Source organism: Halobium salinum, assembly GCF_026586625.1.
GTDB classification, from domain to species: domain Archaea; phylum Halobacteriota; class Halobacteria; order Halobacteriales; family Haloferacaceae; genus Halobium; species Halobium salinum.
In genome coordinates this window covers 1,178,697-1,200,559 of record NZ_JAODIW010000006.1, presented here as the reverse complement: position 1 = coordinate 1,200,559, position 21,863 = coordinate 1,178,697, and the positions used below count along the sequence as shown (strand labels likewise).

Genomic DNA, 21,863 nt, shown 5'->3' with positions numbered 1-21,863 from the left:
CGCTATTCCGAGGCGTTCACTTCGTTCACGCCTCCCATCGCTCGTCGTTGCGAAGAATCGGAAAGTGGGTTGGGGCAGATTTGAACTGCCGGCCTCCTCCATGTCAAGGAGGTGTCATAACCAGACTAGACCACCAACCCGCCTGGTTTCGCTTGCTGCTGCACTCCTTCGTTTCCCAGGAACCTAATTAAGGGTTCCGGAATCCGGTGCCGCGTGTCGGTTTGCTCCCGAACCACACGCCCCCGAGGCCCCCAGACACGCCACTGCGACACTGACTATCACACTCTCCAACACGCTTAAGTCGATGTACGTATTTGTACATCGTAATACGAAGACGTACATCGGTGTTCCACAATGCAGGACTACATCAGACGGGTGACCGACGGGGAGGACCTGACCGTGGACGAGGCACGCGACGCGGCGCGCCTCGTCTTCGAGGAGGCGACGGAGGCACAGATGGGTGCGCTGTTGGCGGCGCTCCGCGCGAAGGGCGAGACGGAGGCCGAAATCGCCGGCTTCGCACAGGGGATGCGCGACGCGGCCCGCACCATCGACCCCGACCGGCGCCCGCTGGTCGACACCTGTGGCACCGGCGGCGACGACTACGACACCATCAACGTCTCGACGACGAGCGCGATGGTCGCCGCCGGCGCGGATGCCGCGGTGGCCAAACACGGCAACTACTCCGTCTCCTCCTCGTCGGGGAGCGCGGACGTGCTCGAAGTCGCGGGCGTGAACGTCGAGGCCGAACCGGACGACGTCGAGGACGCCATCGAACGCGACGGCATCGGCTTCATGCTCGCGCCGGTGTTCCACCCGGCGATGAAGGCCGTCATCGGCCCGCGCAAGGAGTTGGGGATGCGGACGCTGTTCAACGTGCTCGGGCCGCTGACGAACCCCGCCGGCGCCGAGGCGCAGGTGCTCGGCGTCTACGACCCGGACCTCGTCCCCGTCGTCGCCCGCGCGCTGAAGCACATGCCCGTCGAGCGCGCGCTCGTCGTCCACGGCTCCGGCATGGACGAAATCTGCATCCACGACGAGACGGTCGTCGCGGAGGTCGACGGCGACCAGGTCGAGACGTACTCCCTCACCGCCGAGGACCTCGGTCTCGACCCCGCGCCGGTCTCCGAGGTCGCCGGCGGCACGCCCCAGGAGAACGCCGACGACATGACCGGCATCCTCACGGGCGACGTGACCGGGCCGAAGCGCGACCTCATCCTCGCGAACGCCGGCGCGGCAGTGTACGTCGCCGGCCTCGAAGACACGCTCGAAGCGGGCGTCGACCGGGCCCGGGAGGCTATCGACTCCGGCGCCGCCGCCGAGAAACTGGACGACCTGCGCGGGGTCGCGCCCGCGACGCAGGCCGACTGAGATGGTCGGTGTCAAGGTCTGCGGCGTGACCCGCGCGGCCGACCTCCGGGCGGTGGCCGACGCCGGCGCCGACGCGGTCGGCGTCATCGCCGACGTGTCCGTCGACACCCCCCGCGAGGTCGACCCGAGCGAGGCCGCCTCGCTGGTCGCGAGCGCCCCGCCGTTCCTCACGACGACGCTCGTCACGATGCCCGACTCGCCCGAGCGCGCGGTCGAACTCGCCGAAATCGTCCAGCCGGACGTCCTCCAGCTTCACGCGGACTTCGACCCCGACGAGTTCCGGTTCGTCCGCGCCGAGACTCGCTCGCGACTCGTCGCGGTCGTCCCGAGCGACGAGCCGAACCGCGCGCTCGACCTCGAAGGCGCCGTCGACGCGGTGCTCGTCGACTCCGTGAGCGAGGATGGCGCCGGCGGGACCGGCCGCACCCACGACTGGGAGCGGACCCGAGAACTGGCGGCGTCGCTTCCGATGCCGCTGATTCTCGCCGGCGGGCTCGACCCCGACAACGTCGCCGACGCGGTCGAGGCTGTCGGGCCGTACGCCGTCGACGTGGCGAGCGGTGTGGAGGCCTCGGGCGGGGTGAAGGACCACGACGCCGTCCGCGCGTTCGTCCGCAGCGCGAAGCGGGCGGGCGAGGCGGTCCGGGAGGACACCGACTCGGAGGTGGCCCTGTGACGGACGGGGCCGACACCGATGGCTCGGTCGGCTCCGACACCAGCGCTGGAGCCGGCGCCGGAGCGTCCGAGGCGCCCCTCGACACCACCCGCGAGGCGTTCGTCGAGGGCGTCGAGCGCGTCGACGGCCCCGCGGTCGTCCACCTCGCGGCCGACCTCGACCTCGACGTGGCCCCGCTCGCCGCCTACACCGCCCTCGCCGACCGGAGCGACTACGGGTTCCTGCTCGAGAGCGCGGAGAAAGTCGCCTCCTCGGACCCGGACGGCGCCTTCGCCCCGTCACCGAGTCCGGCAGGCGTCGATACCAGAGAAGACGCGAGCGGCGGCGCCGACCGCCACGCGCGCTTCTCCTTCGTCGGCTACGACCCGGAGGCCGTCGTCTCCGTCGGCGCCGACGGCGCGAACGTCGAGTCGTTGGGGGGCCGCGCGGCGGACCTCGTCCGCGAGGGCGTCGAACGCGTCGACGACGACGGCGGCGACACGCTCGACCGGCTCCGCGGGGCGCTCCCGGACGTGACCCGCGTCGGCTTTCCCGACACCGAACGGCGCCACCTCGACGGCGGCCTCGTCGGCTTCCTCGCCTACGACGCGGTGTACGACCTCTGGCTGGACGAGGTCGGAGTGGAACGGGGGGCGACCGACTCGGAGCTCCCGGACGGGGACGGTAGCGAGTTACCGTCCGCCGACCTCCCGGACGCGGAGTTCGTCCTCACGACCCGCACGCTCGTCTTCGACGACGAGGCCGACTCGGCGTCGCTCGTGTTCACGCCCGTCGTCCGACCGGCGGACGACCCCGACGCGGTGTACGACGAGCTCCTCGCCGAGGTCGACAGGGTATCGACGACCCTCGCCGCGGCCGAGGAGCCGGACCCGGGCGAGTTCGTGAAGACCGGCGAGACAGCCGGCTCCCGCGAGGCCTACGAGGACGCGGTCCGCCGTGCGAAAGAACACGTCCTCGACGGTGACGTGTACCAGGCCGTCATCTCTCGCACGCGCGAACTACGCGGCGAAATCGACCCCGTCGGGTTGTACGCCGCCCTTCGCGCGGTGAACCCATCGCCGTACATGTACCTGCTTCGCCACGGCGACCGCTCGGTCGTCGGCGCCAGCCCCGAGACGCTCGTCTCCGTCGAGGGCGACCGCGTCGTCTCGAACCCCATCGCGGGCACCTGCCCGCGCGGGTCGAGCCCCGTCGAGGACCGCCGCCTCGCCGGCGAGATGCTCGCCGACGCGAAGGAGCGCGCCGAGCACACGATGCTCGTCGACCTCGCGCGAAACGACGTGCGCCGGGTCTCCGAGGCCGGCAGCGTCCGCGTCGAGGAGTTCATGAACGTGCTGAAGTACTCCCACGTCCAGCACATCGAGTCGACCGTGACGGGTCGACTCGCCGCCGACCGCGACGCCTTCGACGCCGTCCGGGTGTCGTTCCCGGCCGGCACCCTCACCGGCGCGCCGAAGGTGCGCGCGATGGAACTCGTCGACGAACTGGAGGAGACCCCCCGCGGCGTCTACGGTGGCGGCGTCGGCTACTTCTCGTGGCACGGGGACGCCGACCTCGCCATCGTCATCCGGACCGCGACGGTCGACGAGTCCGGCGACGAGGACCGGGTCACCGTCCGCGCCGGCGCCGGCATCGTCGCCGACAGCGACCCCGGCGCCGAGTACGAGGAGACCGAGAAGAAGATGGGCGGCGTGCTGGCGGCGCTCGAACGTATCGAGCGTTCGGATGCTGGCGGCGCCGGCCTCGACCACGGCGAGACCGCCCCGGAGGCGAGCCGATGACCGCCGACCGCGGCTCGGACGCCGGGGTCGGTACCGACACCGGGGTCGACGCCGACGGCGAGCGCCTCCGCGTCGTCGTCGTCGACAACTACGACTCGTTCACCTACAACCTCGTCGAGTACCTCTCCGACACCCGCCTGCCCGGCGGACCCCCGGAGGTCGAGGTGGTGAAGAACACCGCTTCGCTCGAGGAGATTCGCGGGCTCGACCCCGACGCGCTCGTGGTGAGCCCCGGGCCGGGCCATCCCGAGAACGACCGCGACGTTGGCGTCTCCGCCGAGGTCCTGCGTACACTCTCACCGACGATACCGACACTCGGCGTCTGTCTCGGACTGGAGGCCGCCGTCCACGAGTACGGCGGGACGGTCGGCCACGCGCCCGAGCCGGTCCACGGGAAGGCGTTCGCCGTCGACCACGACGGCGAGGGCGTCTTTACGGGGCTCCCGCAGGGGTTCCAGGCGGGGCGCTACCACTCGCTGGTCGCCACCGAGGTGCCCGACTGCTTCGACATGTCGGCGACGACGCGCCACGGCGACGTCGAACTGGTGATGGGGGTTCGCCACCGGGAGTACCCCATCGAGTGCGTGCAGTTCCACCCGGAGAGCGTGCTCACGGCGGTGGGACACGACGTGCTCAGGAACTTCCTGGTGGAGTGCGTCTCGAAAGCGGAGGCGTCGGCTCGGCTCGAAGCCGAGTAGTCGCGGGTCGGTTCTGTCGGAGGGAGGCGCCGACCGGTCAGAATCCGATGCCGAGCATCGACACCGCGAGCGCGGCGGCGACGAGCACGATTCCGATGGTGACGACGCGCCAGGCCATCCGGAGGAACAGTCGACCGACGAGCAACACCAGCGCGAGCGCGACGAGCGCCGCGAGCAACTGACCGAGCGGGGTGTTCAGGACACCAGCCTGAAGCACCGGAAGTGTGGCACCGAGTACGGACATATCGGATGGATACTCACGCCCGGCTATAAGTTTTGGGTGCGTGCCCAAGACCGCCGTACGCCGCCGGAGATAGGTGGTTTCGGCCGGGGGGAACTGTCGAGACGGACCACTTTCGGTCCGGTCTGAATAGCCTTATACCGCCCCGGAGTGTACCCACGAACGAGCAGAAATTTGGCCCGGTTCGCACTATCAGAGCCAAGAGGCATCGCTACACAATCACACTTGGATTAGCGCAAACGAAGCTGTTATGGGGATGGCTTCGTATCGATTGCCCGTCACAGGATGAACGGATGCACGACGATTACAGGAGACAAAATCGGCCGGTCGGAGGGTGCTGCCGGCCCGGAGGCACAGTACCGATGAACGGCGAGTTCGACGCGGCGGTCCGCGGGGCGCTCCGCGACGGCGAGTCGGGGTGGTCGGCGTGAGCCGGTCCGAGGTCGACGCCGACGAGATTCGTCTGCCCATCAAGCGGACCGAGGGCGACACGCTCGAAGCGCGGATGACCGGCAACGCGTACCAGAACATCCTGCCGGCCCGCTACCTCCGCAAGGACGCGGACGGCGAACTCATCGAGACGCAGGAGGAGCTGTTCGTCCGCGTCGCGAAGAACATCTCGCTCGCGGAGGCCGTCTACGAGGCCGAGAAACGGGACGTCGAGGTCACGGTGACGCCTGACCAGCTCAAGCCCGACCACCCGCGCCGCGACGAACTCGCGGCCGAGGTGTTCGGCAAGGGCGTCTCCGTCGGCGACGACGCCGAGACCCAGTTGACGGTGTACAACGTCTCGAAGTTCTCCTACGACACCGTCGTCCCCGAGCTCCCCGAGGAGATTCGGAGCCACGTCGAGGACGTGCGCGACGAGTTCCGCGAATCGATGGAGTCGCTGTCGTTCATGCCGAACTCGCCGACGCTGATGAACGCGGGCGACGAACTCCAGCAGCTCTCGGCCTGCTTCGTCGACTCCCCCGAGGACGACATCACCGACATCCACGAGACGATGCAGGAGGCCGCGGAAGTGTTCCAGTCCGGCGGCGGGATGGGGTACGCCTTCTGGAAGCTCCGCCCGTACGGCGACGCGGTCGGCTCGACCGGCGGCATCGCCTCGGGGCCTATCACGTTCATGCGCACGTACGACCAGATGTGCGAGACCATCGCGCAGGGCGGCGCCCGCCGCGGCGCCCAGATGGGCGTCATGCGCGTCTCGCACCCGGACGTCATCCAGTTCATCCACGCGAAAAACAAGGACGTCTCGCTGGCACACTCGCTGCGGCTGAACGACCCCGACGACTACACCCACACCTCCTTCGCCGACGCGCTGGAGGAGGCCCGCGAGCTCATCGACGAGGAGGGGCGCGTCCCGAAGCACCTCCGCAACGCCGTCGAGGGTCACCTCTCGAACTTCAACATCTCCGTCGGCGTCACCGACGACTTCATGGACGCCCTCTACGCGGACGAGGAGTTCGTCTTCACGAACCCACGCACGGAGGAGCCCCACGTCGCCACGCCCCAGACGAAGGAGCTGTACGAGATGTTCGGCCTCGGCGAGCACGTCGAGGTCGGCGAGGTGTTGTCGGTCCCTGCGACGGAAATCTGGGACCACATGGTGAGTGGTGCCCACGAGAACGGCGAACCGGGCGTCATCTACCTCGAGCGCGTCAACAAGGAACACTCCTTCGACGTGGAGGAGCACCCCGACCACCAGATTCTCGCGACGAACCCCTGCGGCGAGCAACCCCTGGAGGAGTACGAGGCCTGTAACCTCGGCCACATCAACCTCTCGACGCTCGCCGCCCTCGACGCGCCCGACTGGCGCGTCTGGCACGAGGAGCACGGCGACGAGTACGACTCCCACGAAGCGGCCGTCGCGGCGTTCCTCGGCGACGCCATCGACTGGGACGAGTTCGACCACCGTATCGAGTACGGCACCCGGTTCCTGGAGAACGTCGTCACGATGTCGGACTTCCCGGTGCCCGAAATCGAACAGAAGGTCCGCGAGATGCGAAAAATCGGCCTCGGCGTCATGGGGCTCGCCCAGCTCTACATCCAGCTCGGCGTGCGCTACGGCTCCGACGCCGGCAACGAGGTCGCCCGACAGCTCATGACCCACATCAACCACGGGTCGAAGGCGGCCTCCCACGAACTCGCCGAGGAGCGCGGCTCCTTCGAGGACTGGGGCCACTCGAAGTACGCGAACCCGACCGAGTACCGCGAGTGGTTCGAGAAGCAGACCGGCGAGTCCGCGGACGACTGGGCCGAGGGGTACCCGGTTCGCAACCACAACACGACGACCATCGCGCCGACCGGCACCACCTCGATGGTCGGCAACACGACCGGCGGCTGCGAGCCCATCTACAACGTCGCCTACTACAAGAACGTCTCCGACGACGTGCAGGGCGACGAGATGCTCGTCGAGTTCGACGACTACTTCCTGCGCACCCTGGAGGCCAACGACGTCGACGTCGACGCCGTGAAGGAGGAGGCCCAGGAGCAGATGGCGACCAACCGCTTCGACGGCGTCGAGGGGCTCGACACCGTTCCGGACGCCATCGGCGAACTGTTCGTCGTCACCGGCGACCTCTCCGGCATCGAACACGCGTCGGTGCAGTGTGCCTGCCAGGAGGGCGTCGACTCCGCCATCTCGAAGACCTGCAACTTCCCGAACTCCGCCTCGGCCGAGGACATGGACGAGGTGTACCGCTACATCTACGACAACGGCGGGAAGGGCGTCACCGTCTACCGCGACGGCACCCGCTCGAAACAGGTGCTGACGACGCGCGCCGACAACGCCGAGTTCGCCGACGACGAGGAGGCCGCCGAGGCCATCGTCGAGCAGATTCAGGCCGTCTTCGGCGGGCTCGAAGGGTTCCTCGACAGCGAGGAGGTCCGCGCCCAGCTCCAGACCGACGTGGCCGAGCTGATGGAGGGCGTCGAACCCGAGTACGCCGAGAAGCAGGCGCGTCCGGACGTGCTCCACGGCGTCACCCAGCGCATCGACACCGGCTACGGCAAGGTGTACGTGAGCATCAACGAGGACGAGAACGGTCGTCCGTTCGAACTGTTCGCGAACATCGGCCACTCCGGCGGGTTCACCAACTCCTTCACCGAGGCACTGGCGAAGGTCATCTCGACGGCCCTGCGCTCGGGCGTCGACCCCGAGGAAATCGTCGACGAGCTGAAGGGCACCCGCAGTCCGAAGGTCGCCTGGGACAAGGGCGAGCAGATAAACTCCATCCCGGACGCCATCGGTACGGCGATGCGCCGCTACCTCGACGACGAGATCGACAAGCCGTACCCCAAACAGCAGAGTCTGACCGAAGTCGAGGGTGAGACGAGTGACGCCTCGGCCTCGGAGACCGACGGCGGCGCCGCGGTCGACGCCTCGGCGGTCGATACGGACGCCAGCGTGGACGCCGCCACGCCCGACGACGGCCCCTCGGCCGAGGACTTCGAAGACGCGACCGACGAACTGCTCGCGAAGGGTGAGAGTCCGGAGTGCCCCGAGTGTGGCTCGATGAGCCTCTACTTCTCGGAAGGGTGCAAGACCTGCGAGTCCTGCGGCTGGTCCGAGTGCTAGTCTGAGCAGTTCGCGTCTGCTGTGACCTTTCTGCGGCTCTTCTCTCCGCTGTTCTCGTCTTCGTGAGCGCCGTGGCGGTCTCGTAGCGTACCGAAGCCCCCGGGTGCTGAACTCGCGCGGGTCGCTGCGCTCCCCACCGCTCGCCTCGCTCGCGGTTGCGGTGCTTGCTTCCCCGTGTTTCGTCCAGCACCCAGCCCCTTCGGAAGTCCACCCCAACGGGTAGCTGGTCGGGGTCGTCACCGGCGAGGCTGACGGCTATCGTCCCCTGCGCCCGCCGGTTCTCGAACGTCGGGACTCGGCGTCGCACGGGTGGTCAGCCAGTCGAGCGCCCCGCGAGTGGTTCGGGCGCGCTCCCCGGAGGAAAACGCTTAGCCGCCCCGGCGCCGAGAACCGAGCGTGAGCGAGGAGACGGAGACGGTCGACCACGGCGGTCGCCCCTGCCCGATGTGTGGCGAGCCGATGTACCACCGCCACTGCAAGTACGTCTGCCCGCAGCACGGCGTCGTCTTCGACTGCGCGGACACGTTCTACTGACCGTCTCGAGGCGACGGAACCGCAGTCACGACGGCCGGCGCACGAACTGTTATGTCAGGTCCGGCCCTAGCTTACGAGAGTGATGAGCCGCCCGACACGTAGCACCGGACGGACGGGAGCCCGTCGAGCCCCCCACCTCCACCCGTCATGGTGAGCGACGACGAGGTCGCCCGGAGCAAGGCGATACAACGACGAACCGGGAAGACGTTCCACTTCGCGACCCGCCTCCTCCCCGAGCGGGTGCGTCACCCGACGTACGTGCTGTACGCGTTCTTCCGGCTCGCCGACGAGGTCGTCGACGCCGCCGAGACCGCTCCCCCGGAGGAACAGCGCGAGCGCCTCGAACGGCTCCGAGCGGAGGCGCTGGGCCGACAGGAGACGAACGACTCCGGCGACAGCGAGTGGTCGCCTCCGAGCGCCGACCCGGTGCTCCGGGCGTTCTCCGAACTCCGGGAACGGTACGGCATCGCCGACGACGACGTGAACGTGTTCGTCGACGCCATGCTGTCCGACATCGACACGGACCGCTACGCGACCTACGAGGAGTTGGAGGCCTACATGGACGGCTCGGCGGCCGCCGTCGGCCGGATGATGGTCGCCATCATGGAGCCCGAGAACCCCGACCGAGCGCTCCCGCACGCCACCGCCCTCGGCGAGGCGTTTCAGCTCACGAACTTCGTGCGCGACGTGCGCGAGGACGTGGTCGACCGGGACCGGGTCTACCTCCCCGAGGAGACCCTGCACGCCCACGGCGTCGACCCCGAACAGGTTCGCCGGCTGGAGTTCGACGACCGGGTCGCCGGCGCGGTTCGGACAGAGCTCCGGCGCGCCGAGGGGCTGTACCGGGACGGCGTCGCCGGTATCCAGTACCTCCCGGAGGACTGCCAGTTCGCCGTGTTGCTCTCGGCGGTGCTGTACGCCGAACACCACCGCCTCATCAGAAAGCGGGGGTACGACGTGGTGAGTGCTACCCCCCAACTCGGCCGCCTGCGGATGGTCGCCGCGCTGGCTCGCACCCGGATGCACTGGGCGCTCTCCTCGGACCCGACGACCGTGTTCGAGCGGGTGAGCGCCGTGCGCTCGGACGACCGGGTGCCGGAAGTGGACCACACCGAGGGGCTCCCGACGCAGTAGCCGCGGTCACGACGGAGCGGTGGCGTCGGTGGAGCGGTGGTGTCGACCTCAGCGGCCGACGCCGACCGCACCGAGGAGGTCGGCGTCGAAGCGCTCCGTCCGGAGCAGTCCGGCTCCGAGGCCGACGGCGACGAGGACGGGAATCCAGTTGCCGTAGACGGCGTTGACGCCGCCCCAGAGGATGACGAAGCTCACGAGGTCGTCGAGCATGAACGCACAGCGCTCCAGTCGGGCGCGGAGGGCGGCGTGGTCGAAGGCGGCGTCCATGACGAAGACGGTGAGCGTCGCGGAGACGACCCAGCCGGCGTAGTTAGAGAGGGGAACGCCGTAGAACGCCCCGCCGTTCGGGTACACCCAGAAGCCGAGCGCGACGGCGCCGGGGTCGAGCACCACGTCCATCAGGAGCACGACGAGAATCACGCTCACGAGCCGGCGCGCTCTGCTGTCCGCGCTCGGGCCGAGCAGCAGCAGACAGAGCAGATAGGCGTTCATCACCAGCGGCAGGAAGAACACGGGGAGTCCCAGCGGCACCCCGCCGACGGTCGGCCCGAGGTCGACGCCGTAGTAGAACTCGCCGTAGGGGAACCCCGTCTGGATGCCGACGTACTCCACCGCGTAGGCGTAGCCACAGAGCGCGAGCACGCCCGCCGTCGCCCGCCGGGTCATGAGCGGGAACACTCCCGCCAGCAGGGGTGAACGCATGACGAGCACGCCCGAGAGCACGAGCCACGGGTTGAACGCGAGCGGCTCCGGGAGGAGCCCCTCGGCGCTCGCGAGCAGGAGGACGGCGCCGACGAGCGGGAAGACGACCGCGATTTCGAAGCGGTGCTCGCGGACGAGGTCGTCGGCGAGGCGCTCGGCCTCGAAGCGGTCCGAGGGGAGCCGCTCTCTGAGCCCGCCGAGCGAGCGGCCCGACGAGGTCTCGCCGTCAGCCACGGACCAGCCCCCACAGCCCGCCGAGGGTGATGAGCATCCCGACCAGCGTGTTCAGCGCCGGGAACCACCAGTAGGCGCGGGAGACGGCTACGTCGGAACGGGCGACGCCGACGACGAACAGCGGGTAGACGAGCAGCAGCGCCCCGAGCCGGTAGTCGACGAGGCCGAACGCCCCCGCGGCCAGCAGCCAGACGCCGGCGCAGTAGGCGTAGGTGTGGGACTTCCCGAGGTACGTCGCGGTCGTCTCGATGCCGGCCTCGCGGTCCGGTTCGATGTCCGGAATCGCGGAGAACGTGTGCATCCCCATCGTCCAGAGCCAGCCGCCGGCGACGGCCAGTATCGGGGGCGCCGACCCCGCGAGCGCGGCGTAGGTGGCGACGCCCGGCAGGACGTACAGTCCGTTCGACAGCGAGTCGAGAAACGGCGTCGTCTTGAACCGGAACGGCGGCGCGCTGTACTCGACCGCGAGCAGGAAGAACCCCGCGAGCCACGGCCACGCGGCCGGGTCCGTGAGGGGGAAGAGTGCGACGCCGAGCAGGCCGGAGAGAATCACCGCGGCGACGACCCCGCGGCTCCCCCGGTAGCGCGCCTCCCGCCCCTCCTTCTTCGGGTTCCCGGCGTCCACGTCGGCGTCGAACACGTCGTTGACGCCGTACAACAGGACGTTCGCCGGGAGGAGGAAGTACGCGAACAGGAGGAGGGCGACGGGGGCGAACAGCTCCGCCACCGACCCGGCGCCGAAGGTCACCCCGACGACGACGGGGCCGGCGAGGTAGAACCAGAAGCGCGGTCTGGAGAGGGTGAGGAGGTAGCGGGCGCTGGCGGCGAGCCCTCGGTCGGCGACGCCGTTTGCGTTCACCGCCGACTCGCGCGGCGTCGACTCGCGAGACTCCTCGCCGCGGGTGGTCGCCCCCTGCCCCTGCCCCTGCCCGTCGGCGTTCTCGGTCACGGCTCCCTCCGAGTCACGGCTGCGGTCACGCCGACCGCTTCGCCTCGCGTTCCAGTTCGCCCATCTTCTCGGCGGTCAGCAGTCCGCTGATGAGACACATCGGGACGCCGATACCGGGCGTCGTGAACGACCCCGTGAAGTAGAGGCCGGGCACGGTCTCCGAGGTGTTGGGCGGGCGGAAGAGGGCGGTCTGTCGGAGCGTGTGAGCGAGTCCGAGGGCGGTCCCCTGCGTGCTGTTGTAGCGGTCGGCGAAGTCGTTCACGCAGAAGGTCTCCTCCATGACGATTCGGTCCCGGAGGTCGACGCCGGTGTTCTCGGCGATATCGTCGAGGACGAGGTCCCGGTACTCCGCGCGAATCTCGGGGGTGTCCTCCAAGCCGGCCGCGATGGGGACGAGCGCGAAGAGGTTGCTGTGGCCCTCGGGGGCGACCGTGTCGTCGGTCTTCGAGGGGACACAGAGGTAGTAGGCGGGGTCGTCGGGCCACGCCGGGTCGTCGAAGATGGTTTCGAAGTGGTCGTCCCAGTCGGTCGGCAGGACGAGCGTGTGGTGGGCCAACTCCTCGACGTCCCCCTCGACACCGAGGTACAGCAGGAACGCGGAGGGCGCGTACGTGCGCGAGTCCCAGTAGTCGGCGTCGTACTGGCGCTTCTCGGGCGCGAGCAGTTCCTGCTCGGTGTGGGCGTAGTCGGCGTCGCTGACGACGAGGTCCGGAAAGAACTCCCGGCCCGCGCCGCTCCCGGCGTCGGTGGATACGACGCCGGAGCCGTCGGTCTCGGCGGGTTCGGTCGCGCCGGCTTCGGTGGTCACGACGCCGGTGTCCACGCTCCCCGTGGCCGCCTCGTCCGCGTCGTCGGCCCCGACAGTGCGGACGACGAACCCGCCGCGCCGACCGCGAATCTCGGTCACTTCGGCGCCGGTGTGGAAGGTGACGCCCAGTTCGCGGGCGAGGTCGACGATGCCGTCGACGACGGCGCCGATGCCGCCGTCGGGGTAGTAGACGCCGAGGTCGAAGTCGACGTGGCTCATCAGATTGTACAGCGCCGGCGTGTTGTTCGGCGCGCCCCCGAGGAAGACGAGGGTGTACTGCATTATCTGCTGGAGTTTCGGGTGGTCGAAGTAGTTCTCGACGTGGTCCTGCATCGACCCGACGAGCGACAACCCCCAGGCGTACTTCGCGAGGCGGGGGTCGAGGAAGTCCGACACCGACGAGCGGTCCTCGTAGACGAAGTGGCGCATGCCGATTTCGTAGTTGCGCTTGGACTTCTCGAGGTACTCCTCGAACGCCTCGCCGGCGCCGGGTTCGTACGCCTCGAACGTCTCCCGGTTCGTCTCCCGGTCGGGGACCATGTCGACCCGGTCGCCGTCCTTGAAGAAGATGCGGTAGTGTGGGTCGAGTCTGGAGAGGCTGTAGTACTCCTCGGGGCGCTTTCCGAAGTGCCCGAAGAACGTCTCGAACACGTCGGGCATGAGATACCAGGAGGGGCCCATGTCGAAGCGGAACCCGTCCTTCTCGAGGCGGGAGGCGCGTCCGCCGAGTTGTTCGTTCTTCTCGAGGACGGTCACGTCGGCGCCGGCGGCGGCGAGGTAGCAGGCGGTCGAGAGGCCGCCGAAGCCGCTGCCGACGACGACGACGGACTGGCCCGAGAGCGAGGAGAGGTCAGAGACCGGTCGCATGTCGTGACCTAAGGGCGTCCGTATTATAAAGCGACTGACCCGACCTGTCGGGTACCGTCGTCCGCTCGAGTACCGGTTGGCGAACGCTTAGGGTCCGAACGACCCAACGGCGCCGTATGAACGGACAGACCGTGGTCGTCACCGGCGGGAGCCGAGGGATCGGAGCGGCGCTGGTCCGAGCGTTCGCGGCGGAAGGGGCGACGGTCGTCGCCTGCGCCCGCGACGAGGAGGCGCTGGCAGCCGTCGTCGACGACGCGGCGGACGTCGCCGCGGGGCCGGACGCCGTCCAGGGCGTCCACGCCGACGTCCGCGACGAGTTCGACGCGGAGCGCCTGATGGAGACCGCGGCCCGCGCCGGCGACGGGAACGGCGTCGACGTCGTCGTCGCCAACGCCGCCGTCATCCACGGCGCACCGGGGGAGATGCCCATGGACGAAGAGTCCTACAGCGCCTTCGACGACGCCCTCCGGACGAACGTCCGCGGCGTGTTCGCGACGGTTCGCGAGGCGCTCCCGCACATGCCCGCCGACGGGCGAGTGCTCGTCCCCTCCGGGTCGGTCGCCCACGAGGCGAAAGCCGGAATGGGCGCCTACGCCGTCTCGAAGGCGGGCGCCGAGGCCGTCGCCCGCGGGTTCGCCGTCGACTGCGAGCAGGTCGTGACCGTCGTCGACCCCGGTCTCGTCGCCACCGACCTCACCGGCGGGAACGGCCACGACCCCGAGGACGCCGCCGCCCAGTTCGTCTGGGTCGCTACCGACGCGTCGGCCGAGGAGATAGACGGCGCCCGCGTCGACCGCAAGGCGTGGCGGAAGGCGACGCGCTGAAGCGACGGCTCACCGGTCGCGGTCGGCGGGGGTGTGGGAGAACCCTAAGAGCCGACGTGGCTCACCGTTAGCGGACGCTCACGGACGAACGACTCGCGAAGAGAACTCCCGAGAACGGGGGCCTACTCGTCGTCGACGAGGACGGCGTTGACGTGGCCGACCTGGCCGGGACGCGAGGTGACGCGAGCCGTGCCCTCGCTCGTCTCGATGACGGCGCCCTTCGTGATGATGTTCCGGCGGATGTAGTTGACGTTCGCCGGGTTGTCGACGACGTTCTCTATCTCGGCCTCGACCGTCTCGCCGCCCGTGGCGACCTGCGCGACGTTCGTCGAGAGCGCACGGACCTTCTTCTCGTTGCCGCGCGAGTCGATGACGCGGAACCGCGGCTCGCCCACGGTCGTCTCGGTCGGCTGGCGGCCGAGCTGGTAGCGCTTCTTGTTCCGGAACCGCTTGCGACGGCCCCCGGTTCGCTTCCGCTTGGAGCGTCCCTGGTGCTTCATATCCGGTAAAACTGCTACGACATACTTGAATCGCTCGGAACGGGGCTCACGCCGTCGGCGGTCCAGCCGCAAGATACCACGGCTCTCGGCGGGTTTGTGTTTCTTCCGGGAGTAAAATGCCTGGAATGACTACGGATACACCGCCACGGGAGCCGTCAGCGTCCGTCACCGAACGGCAGCGGAACGCGACGACCCATCTCGGCACGACGGTCGCGTTCGCGGTGAGCGACGCGACGGGGGTCCCGGTCACCGAACTCGACGTGGTCCTGAACGACTACGTCGACCCGGACGCCCTCCACGCGCTGTTCGCGCCCAAGGACGACGGTACCCCTCGGCCTCAGGGGTCGGTCAGCTTCACCGTCGGCGACTGCGAGGTGACGGTGTTCGGCGACCACCGTGTCGTCGCGACGCCCAGCGGACCCGGTCACCCCGGTGGTTCGGAGGCTCCCGACGCCCTCGACGGCTTCGACGCCCCGGACCGCACCGTTCACGCCGACGGCGATTATCCCGGCGGCGACGGGTCGGCACCGGTCTGAGACGTGTCTCGGAGACTATCGTCCGGTCCTCGGCGCGCTCGACGAGTAGCAAGCTTTAGTGTTCCCTTGCCCCGTCTCCCGGACGATGAGTCTCGAGGTGACCGTCGCAGTCCCCTTCCGCCAGCGCGGTAAAGAGCGTCTCGGGGAGGGGGAGTTCGTCGTGGCGCTCTCGCTGGACCGTGACTGGTTCTCCCCCGACCAGGCGAAGCGTCTCATCGACGTCGCCGCCGGCCGCGGCCTCCTCGACCGGGAGGACGGCGACGTGGTCGTCACGTTCGACCCCGACGAGGTGGCGGTGCCCGACGAGTTCGTCCCCGACGAGTCCGTCCTCCGCGAGCAGTCCACCTTCGAGCGCGCCCTCGACGCGCTCGTCGCCGCCGGCGAGGACAAACAGGAGACGGTCGCGGCGGTCAACCGAAAGCAGGCCGAACTCGGCGTCACCCTCGAGACCGCCGCCGTCCTGTACGCACTCCGGCGCGGCGTCGACGTCGGCGACGTGGCCGAGCGGACGAAGCGAGGACTGCGTGAGGGCGGAGGCTGAGCGCCGGCCGACACTTCATATACGAGGACGCGACCAGACCGCCCGTGAGCTAATCAGCGGTACGGGGTGGTCCCGGCAGGTGCGCGGCGCGCCACCCCGTTCTTCCAGCCCACGCACCGCCTGTTCGTCACGCACCGGGGCGTCTGCTGTCGAGGGCGACGGAAAGGCGTAACCCCACGCCGCGAGAGCCACCGGTATGGTGCAGGACCGCCTCCGCGACGGGAAGCGCATCGCCCAACTCCTCGCCTCCGAAGTCGAGGGCGACCGGGGCGTACTCGGTTCGCTCTCCGTCGTCGACGCCGACCCGGACGTCGAGCCGACGACCGACGGCGCCTTCGCGTTCGCCCTCTCTCGCAGGGACGAGACCGACGCCGAACCCGAGCGCGTCGCCGAAGTGTACGTTCAGCCCGACCGTGCCCGCGTCGAGTTCCTCGTCCAGCCCGACGTCGCGGCGGCGGCCGCGACCGACGCCGACCTCCGTGTTCGACCGAAGGCCGTTCGGCCGCCGCGGACGCTCGTCTTTCTCGAAGACGGCGCCGACGCCAAGCGCGTGCTCCCGGTCTTCGAGGCCGTCGTCGAGGGGTGAACGCCGACGCGAAGCGTTATCTATCAGCGGTGGGACCGGTTCCGCGTGTCCTCCACGTCGACGCTCCCCATCGGCCGCCGCGGGCTCGCGCTCGCGGTCGGTTTCCTCGTCCTCTCGTTCCTGTACAGCGTCCTCGTCGCCGGCCAGATTCTCGCGTGGGTGGTGTTCGTCGTCTACCTGGGTGGCGGCGCAGTCGCGCTGTGGCTGCTCTGGCGGTTCGTCGTCGCCGTCGAGCGCATCGCAGGGGCGGCGGAGAAGATGGCCCGAGACGAACGCGGTCGACCCGAACCCGCCGACCGCGTTCGCGACCGCGACCGCACCGAGGAGTGACCCGCACCTTTTAGCCCCCTGGCATCCCTCGGCCGGAACGTGACGCTCGACCCCGTCCACGTCAACGGAATCGCGCGCCTCGCGGGGTTCATCGCCGAGGACGCCGACGACAGCGACCACCAGGCGCTCGCCCGAACGGTCTGGGAGGAGTGGCTCGACCCGCTCCGCGCGGGCGGCCGGACCGTCGTGGAACCGGTCGGCGAGCAGCGGCTTCGGGCGGCCGCCGTCGACGAGGTGGCACTCGTCGACCCGCCGTATCCGACCGTCCACGGACTCGACTCGGGCACTATCAACCCCACGTCGTTCAAGAACGGCCTCGTCCTCGACGTGGCGCAGGCGGCGATGGCCGCCGTCCCCTCCCAGTTGGACCTCCACCGCATGCGCAGCCAGGTTGCGACCGTTCACACCCGCGGGGTCGCCGCCAACCACGACCGCGCCTGGGAGAGCTACGACGACGAGTACGGCCGACTGCGGGTGCTCCACGCCCCCCGAGTCAACCGGTACGCGGAGGGGGTCGTCCACGCGCTGTCGCTGTACCTCGCAGAGAGCTCCCACGCGCGCCACTGCGCCGGAGCCGTCGACGACCTGCTGGTGCTCGACGGGCCGCTGTACCCCAAAGAACTCCTGAACTGGCAGGACCGCGACGCCGAACTCGCCGAACTCGCGCGGGAGGCGAAACCCCGCGCCATCGTGGAGAACTACGTCCGCCTCGTCGAGGAGTTCGTCGAGCGCGACGTGCCGCTCTGTGGCTTCGTGAAGAACCCCTCCGCGAAGCTCATCACGCGGAGCCTGGACGACCGCGATGTCGAGGCGCCGTGGGTCGACGATACGGCGATGTTCACCCGCCTGCTCGAACGCCGGTCGGGCGGCGAGCGCGACACGACCGACCTCACGTTCACCTCGTGGTTCGTCTCCCGCGGCGGCTCGGACCGCACGCTCGCGGCCGACGGCGACGCGCTCGGCATCGAGCGGGAACTCGAGCCCGACAGCTACGAGGTGACGTTCTTCGTCGTCTACGACCCGCGCGAGGACCTCTGTTACAAGGTGGAGGCCCCGTACGCCTTCACGAAGGACGAGGAGCGCCGCGAGGCGTTGACGACGCAGATTCTCCACGACGTGGCCGCGACCCGGGGGCCGCCGCCGGCCGTGGCGAAGGCAGACGAACTGGCGCGCATCAGCGCGGCCGAGAAGGCGGCGCTCCGTCGGAAGTTCGAGGAGCGCTTCGACTCCGAGCTCCTGCGCACCTACGACGACTCGCGGTGGGGCGCGGAGTACGAGTAGGGGTTCGAGGTCGCCAACGCCGGCGACCGACTCAGTCCTGTCCGGTCTCGATGTCCACGTCCTCGAACGTCACGGAGACCGACTCGCCGTAGCGGTCGCCGTTCTGCTCGTCGTGGCGCATGAACGTCGGCGCATCGACCTCGACGTGGAGGTCGTACGTGCCGCCCTCCGGGAGTTCGACGTTCTTCCCGTAGTGGAACAGCCCGGGGTGCCAGAGGAAGTCGGCCTCGTGGGGGCCGAACTCCTCGCCGTCGCGTTCGAGCGTGAACTCGATGTCGAGTTCGGGTATCATCCGCTTGTCCTCGGCGTCCATCGCGGTCACCTCGACGTGACAGTTATCGTCGCCGGGGGCGACCCACTCGAACTCGCCCTCGGATTCGAGCCGGTACATCCCCTCGGCTTCCTCCTGTGCGAAGGCGACGATAATCTCGTCGGCCTCCTGGTGGTCGCCGGTGTGAGCCACCTCGTTCGCCATGTACTCGACGGCCTCGAAGTAGGCGTCGCCGGCCTTCTTCGCCAGTTCGAGCTGCTTTTCGTCGACCTCCTCGCTGGTCTGTTTTTGGGGGTTCTCGGGCATGTTCGCGCTGGGCTACTACCGGCGAAATTTCAAAAAACGTGCTGGCCCTCCCGGTAGGGCTGGCCGCTACTCACGCCCCGCTCTCGGCTCAGGCCCGGCCCGGCTCCGACTTCGTCACTTCCATCTCGACGGTGTCCTCGGCGACGCCGACCCGGGCGAACTGGGTCCGGATGTGCTCCTTCGCCGCGTCGAGCGCCTGTTCGCGCGTCTCGAACCCGCGCGGCATGGGCGACTCGAAGGCGATGCGAATCTCTTTCCCGTCGATGACGGTCGCCGACCCGCCGCTCTCGACCTCGTAGAACTCGTCACAGACCCAGACGTAGGGTGCGTCCTCGTCGGGGGCCCCGCGGAACGACGGGGCGGTCTCGCCGCGCTCGTAGATCGTTCCCGTGAGCGCCGTCCCGCCGCCGCTACCGCGGACTAGTATCATACCGATACGTAGGTGACGAGCGGTAAAAAGCGCCGTGTGACGGGCGTCGGACGCGCACGTTCGTGTGAATTCGGGACGATTCGACCGTCCGACCTGTCGATTCGATGAAAACGACTCGTCGGCACCGAGGGGGGAAACCTGTCGGATTCGAGGGAAAGGTCCTTGACGGGCGCTCCCGTGGACCGCCACATGACTCTGGAGGACTTCACGGACTTCGGCGGCGACGACGCCGAGGGGGACGACGGCCCGCGTGAGAACGGCGAGGGAGCCGCTCGGGCGGACGCCGACGAGGCCGACTCCGCGAGCGACGTCGGCACCGGCGGCGACCGGAAGACCGTCGACGACTTCGAGCGCCTCCCGTTCGACGACCTCGGCGCCGACACGGGCATCGGCGCCGTCTCGGTCTCGGGGGGACTCCGAGTGTCGGAGGACGGCGACGAGACGACCCTCCGGGCGTACGTCACCACCGACAACCGCGAACTCGTTCGCCTCGGGAAGTACCTGCTCGTCCCCTACCCCGACGACGAACTCCTCTTCTCCCGCATCGTCGCGCTAGAGTACGCCCAGGAGTTCGAGGCCGACGACGCCACCGAGATTCACGCCCGGCGGGCGATGCGCCGGGACGAGTTCGAGGAGCGCGACTACAAGTTCGTCGCCGACCTCGAACCCGTCGCCGTTCTCTACCGCGAGGACGGCGACCTGAAGCGACGGATGACCGACCGCGTGCCCAAGCCGGGCGCCGTCGTCCGCGAGGCGACCGACGGCGAGCAGATAAAGACCGGACTGAAGATTCCGGAGGAGGGCGTCTTCCTCGGCCACCTCTCGGTCGGGGGGGAGAAGGTCAGGACGGCCGCCGAACCGCCGACGGTGGACTACCGCCTGAAGGACGACTACGCCGACGGCGACCCGCTCGTCTTCCGGCACACGCTCGTCGCCGGTGGGACCGGGTCGGGCAAGACCCACGCCTCGAAGAACATCCTCCGGCAGTACCTCGACGCCTCGCTCTCGTACCCGATGAACGACGGGCGCACGGTGCGCCCGGCGGTCGTCCAGTTCGACCCGCAGGACGAGTACAGCCAGATGCACGACGACAACCCCGACCTCGACGCCGGCTTCGCCCGGACACTCGACCGCGAGGGGGTCGCCCACGGCGGCCACGACGACACCGTCGCCATGGTACCGAAGGTCGGCGGCGCCACCTACCCCGGCGAGGGCCACCGCGCCGAGCAGGTCCGCTTCACGATTCCGTTCTCGATGGTGAAGCGGCGGCCGTGGCTCGTCGCCGGCGCCAGCCTCAACGACAACCAGTACAACGCGCTCACACTGTTGCTCGACCGCTTCTTCTCGAAGGGTGGGTCGACGTACGGCGGGTTCGTGGACTTCCTCGACGACCCCGCCCTCCGGGAGGAGCTCGACGAGTCGGGTCGGGTCCACGAGGCGACCTACGACGCGGTGATGCGGAAGACCCGGACGAAGGCCGCGAACCAGGTGTTCGACCGGGACGCGCGGCCCATCACGGACCTCGTCCACGAACTCGTCCGGCCCGGCGGGCTCTCCTGTGTCCCGACGTACCACATCAACGACTCGCGGGCGACCGAAATCGTCGTTCTCGCGGTGGCGAGCCTCCTCGTCGACGAGAAGCTCTCGAACAGCCCCCAGCACCAGCGCATCAAGGATACCCCGCTGGTCGTCGGAATGGACGAGGCCCACAACTTCCTCGCCGACGCCGAGAGCGTGCAGGCCCGGAAGGTAGTCACGAAGTTCACCGAGGCGGCGAAGCAGGGCCGAAAGGAGCGACTGGGTCTCTTCCTCATCACCCAGGACCCACAGGACGTGGCCGAGGCGGTGTTCAAGCAGGTGAACACGAAGGTCGTGCTCAACCTCGGCGACGAGGACGCCATCAAGTCGGTGAACATCCCCGCCTCGCTCGCCGACAAGGTGCCCTATATGGAGAAGGGCCAGATGGTGGTGTACTCGCCGGACAACTCCGAGCCGGTGGAGCTGACCGGGCTGTCGAAGTGTGTGACCCGACACGGCGATTGACTGCCGTGGCGGTGTGTGACCCGACACGGGGACTGACCATCCGAGAGGCCGCCGCGGGTCGGCCGCGTCAGCGCATCGTGTTTTTTGACCGGTCGGCGTCTACTGGTACCTATGGGCAAGCGCATCCTGGTGCCGTTCGACGGGTCGCCGCCGTCGGAGCGCGCGCTCGAGTTTGCGACGAGCGAGTGGCCGGAGGCGACCGTGACGCTCCTGAACGTCATCAACCCGGGCGAGGCGGGGTACACCGCCGGGTCGGGAGTGCCGAGCGGCGCGGAACAGTGGTTCGAGTCGGCGAAGGCCGACGCCGAGGAACTCCTCGCCGAGGCGACCACCGGGCTGGAGGGCCGCGTCGACACCATGGTCGAGGTCGGTCGCCCGGCCGGAACCATCGTCGAAGTCGCCGACGAGGCGGGGTACACCCACGTCGTCATGGGGAGCCACGGCCGCGAGGGCATCCGGCGGGTCCTCCTCGGGAGCGTCACCGAGGCGGTCATCCGCGACACGGTGGTTCCGGTCACGGTCGTCCCGTAGTGTGTGCTGACCGCTAGCGTTCGACACCAAAAATTACGTCCTGCTTGAGGGGACAGAACCGGTCGATTCGACCGCCTCCGCGGGCGGTAATTACGACCAACCCTTCGAC

The 21,863-nt window shown here is 69.1% G+C and carries 22 protein-coding genes and 1 tRNA gene; 15 read left to right on the top strand and 8 right to left on the bottom strand.

Annotated features, from left to right (window positions below; translation table 11 throughout):
• Positions 1 to 65: 65 nt before the first annotated feature.
• A tRNA-Val gene (locus tag N5095_RS09425) sits at positions 66 to 140 on the bottom strand.
• A gap of 214 nt (positions 141 to 354) precedes the next feature.
• Here N5095_RS09425 and trpD point away from each other — a divergent pair.
• From trpD to trpG, 4 genes are read left to right on the top strand one after another with little or no spacing between them, the layout of a single operon-like run.
• On the top strand, positions 355 to 1,371 hold the full coding sequence (gene trpD, locus N5095_RS09420; RefSeq protein ID WP_267622518.1) for an anthranilate phosphoribosyltransferase: 1,017 nt from the start codon (positions 355 to 357) through the stop codon (positions 1,369 to 1,371).
• 1 nt (position 1,372) lies between these two features.
• Positions 1,373 to 2,047, top strand: coding sequence for a phosphoribosylanthranilate isomerase (locus N5095_RS09415; RefSeq protein WP_267622517.1), 675 nt, complete (start codon positions 1,373 to 1,375; stop codon positions 2,045 to 2,047).
• On the top strand, positions 2,044 to 3,828 hold the full coding sequence (gene trpE, locus N5095_RS09410; RefSeq protein ID WP_267622516.1) for an anthranilate synthase component I: 1,785 nt from the start codon (positions 2,044 to 2,046) through the stop codon (positions 3,826 to 3,828). The genes N5095_RS09415 and trpE overlap by 4 nt, the downstream gene beginning before the upstream one ends.
• Complete coding sequence (gene trpG / locus N5095_RS09405) at positions 3,825 to 4,526, top strand: anthranilate synthase component II (RefSeq protein WP_267622515.1); 702 nt, start codon at positions 3,825 to 3,827, stop codon at positions 4,524 to 4,526. The genes trpE and trpG overlap by 4 nt, the downstream gene beginning before the upstream one ends.
• 37 nt (positions 4,527 to 4,563) lie before the next feature.
• Here the strand turns inward: trpG and N5095_RS09400 are convergent, their stop codons facing one another.
• The gene (locus N5095_RS09400; protein ID WP_267622514.1) at positions 4,564 to 4,770 is read right to left on the bottom strand and encodes a DUF8029 family protein; all 207 of its coding nucleotides are present in this window, start codon (positions 4,768 to 4,770) and stop codon (positions 4,564 to 4,566) included.
• 502 nt (positions 4,771 to 5,272) lie between these two features.
• On the opposite strand from N5095_RS09400, the gene N5095_RS09395 reads away from it, so the two are divergent.
• The 3 genes from N5095_RS09395 (at position 5,273) to N5095_RS09385 (ending at position 10,015) form a co-directional block, all read left to right on the top strand.
• The gene (locus N5095_RS09395) at positions 5,273 to 8,347 is read left to right on the top strand and encodes an adenosylcobalamin-dependent ribonucleoside-diphosphate reductase (protein ID WP_390203049.1); all 3,075 of its coding nucleotides are present in this window, start codon (positions 5,273 to 5,275) and stop codon (positions 8,345 to 8,347) included.
• A 396-nt stretch (positions 8,348 to 8,743) separates the two neighbouring features.
• On the top strand, positions 8,744 to 8,881 hold the full coding sequence (locus tag N5095_RS09390; protein WP_267622512.1) for an HVO_2523 family zinc finger protein: 138 nt from the start codon (positions 8,744 to 8,746) through the stop codon (positions 8,879 to 8,881).
• A 147-nt stretch (positions 8,882 to 9,028) separates the two neighbouring features.
• Positions 9,029 to 10,015: a phytoene/squalene synthase family protein gene (locus tag N5095_RS09385; RefSeq protein ID WP_267622511.1), complete on the top strand. Its 987-nt coding sequence runs from the start codon at positions 9,029 to 9,031 to the stop codon at positions 10,013 to 10,015.
• A 48-nt stretch (positions 10,016 to 10,063) separates the two neighbouring features.
• Here the strand turns inward: N5095_RS09385 and cruF are convergent, their stop codons facing one another.
• From cruF to N5095_RS09370, 3 genes are all read right to left on the bottom strand, one after another.
• Positions 10,064 to 10,951, bottom strand: a complete 888-nt coding sequence (gene cruF / locus N5095_RS09380; protein WP_267622510.1) for a bisanhydrobacterioruberin hydratase — start codon at positions 10,949 to 10,951, stop codon at positions 10,064 to 10,066.
• A complete protein-coding gene (locus N5095_RS09375; RefSeq protein ID WP_390203047.1) occupies positions 10,944 to 11,810 on the bottom strand; it encodes a prenyltransferase in 867 nt (288 codons plus the stop codon). Before N5095_RS09375 ends, cruF begins: the two co-directional genes overlap by 8 nt.
• A 115-nt stretch (positions 11,811 to 11,925) precedes the next feature.
• Positions 11,926 to 13,575, bottom strand: coding sequence for a phytoene desaturase family protein (locus N5095_RS09370; protein WP_267622508.1), 1,650 nt, complete (start codon positions 13,573 to 13,575; stop codon positions 11,926 to 11,928).
• 116 nt (positions 13,576 to 13,691) lie between these two features.
• Here N5095_RS09370 and N5095_RS09365 point away from each other — a divergent pair, with 116 nt between their 5' ends.
• Entirely contained in the window at positions 13,692 to 14,399 is a 708-nt protein-coding gene (locus tag N5095_RS09365) for an SDR family NAD(P)-dependent oxidoreductase (protein WP_267622507.1), read from the top strand.
• A 122-nt stretch (positions 14,400 to 14,521) separates the two neighbouring features.
• On the opposite strand, the gene N5095_RS09360 is transcribed toward N5095_RS09365, so the two are convergent.
• Positions 14,522 to 14,899, bottom strand: a complete 378-nt coding sequence (locus N5095_RS09360; protein WP_267622506.1) for a 30S ribosomal protein S8e — start codon at positions 14,897 to 14,899, stop codon at positions 14,522 to 14,524.
• Between the two features lie 125 nt (positions 14,900 to 15,024).
• Here N5095_RS09360 and N5095_RS09355 point away from each other — a divergent pair, with 125 nt between their 5' ends.
• The 5 genes from N5095_RS09355 (at position 15,025) to N5095_RS09335 (ending at position 18,173) form a co-directional block, all read left to right on the top strand.
• Complete coding sequence (locus N5095_RS09355; protein WP_267622505.1) at positions 15,025 to 15,435, top strand: HalOD1 output domain-containing protein; 411 nt, start codon at positions 15,025 to 15,027, stop codon at positions 15,433 to 15,435.
• 85 nt (positions 15,436 to 15,520) lie between these two features.
• On the top strand, positions 15,521 to 15,976 hold the full coding sequence (locus tag N5095_RS09350) for a DUF2240 family protein (RefSeq protein ID WP_267622504.1): 456 nt from the start codon (positions 15,521 to 15,523) through the stop codon (positions 15,974 to 15,976).
• A 196-nt stretch (positions 15,977 to 16,172) separates the two neighbouring features.
• Entirely contained in the window at positions 16,173 to 16,562 is a 390-nt protein-coding gene (locus N5095_RS09345; RefSeq protein ID WP_267622503.1) for a DUF7993 family protein, read from the top strand.
• Positions 16,563 to 16,607: 45 nt separating this feature from the next.
• Positions 16,608 to 16,892: a DUF8066 domain-containing protein gene (locus N5095_RS09340; RefSeq protein WP_267622502.1), complete on the top strand. Its 285-nt coding sequence runs from the start codon at positions 16,608 to 16,610 to the stop codon at positions 16,890 to 16,892.
• Positions 16,893 to 16,931: 39 nt separating this feature from the next.
• Positions 16,932 to 18,173 carry a DNA double-strand break repair nuclease NurA gene (locus N5095_RS09335; protein WP_267622501.1) on the top strand — a complete coding sequence of 414 codons (1,242 nt, stop codon included), beginning with the start codon at positions 16,932 to 16,934 and terminating at the stop codon, positions 18,171 to 18,173.
• 31 nt (positions 18,174 to 18,204) lie between these two features.
• On the opposite strand, the gene N5095_RS09330 is transcribed toward N5095_RS09335, so the two are convergent.
• Positions 18,205 to 18,750 (bottom strand): iron transporter, encoded by a 546-nt coding sequence (locus tag N5095_RS09330; RefSeq protein WP_267622500.1) that lies wholly within the window; start codon positions 18,748 to 18,750, stop codon positions 18,205 to 18,207.
• Between the two features lie 88 nt (positions 18,751 to 18,838).
• Entirely contained in the window at positions 18,839 to 19,180 is a 342-nt protein-coding gene (locus N5095_RS09325; RefSeq protein WP_267622499.1) for a DUF7113 family protein, read from the bottom strand.
• Positions 19,181 to 19,369: 189 nt separating this feature from the next.
• On the opposite strand from N5095_RS09325, the gene N5095_RS09320 reads away from it, so the two are divergent.
• Positions 19,370 to 21,223: an ATP-binding protein gene (locus tag N5095_RS09320; protein ID WP_267622498.1), complete on the top strand. Its 1,854-nt coding sequence runs from the start codon at positions 19,370 to 19,372 to the stop codon at positions 21,221 to 21,223.
• Between the two features lie 111 nt (positions 21,224 to 21,334).
• A complete protein-coding gene (locus tag N5095_RS09315) occupies positions 21,335 to 21,754 on the top strand; it encodes a universal stress protein (protein WP_267622497.1) in 420 nt (139 codons plus the stop codon).
• The last annotated feature ends 109 nt before the right edge of the window (positions 21,755 to 21,863 follow it).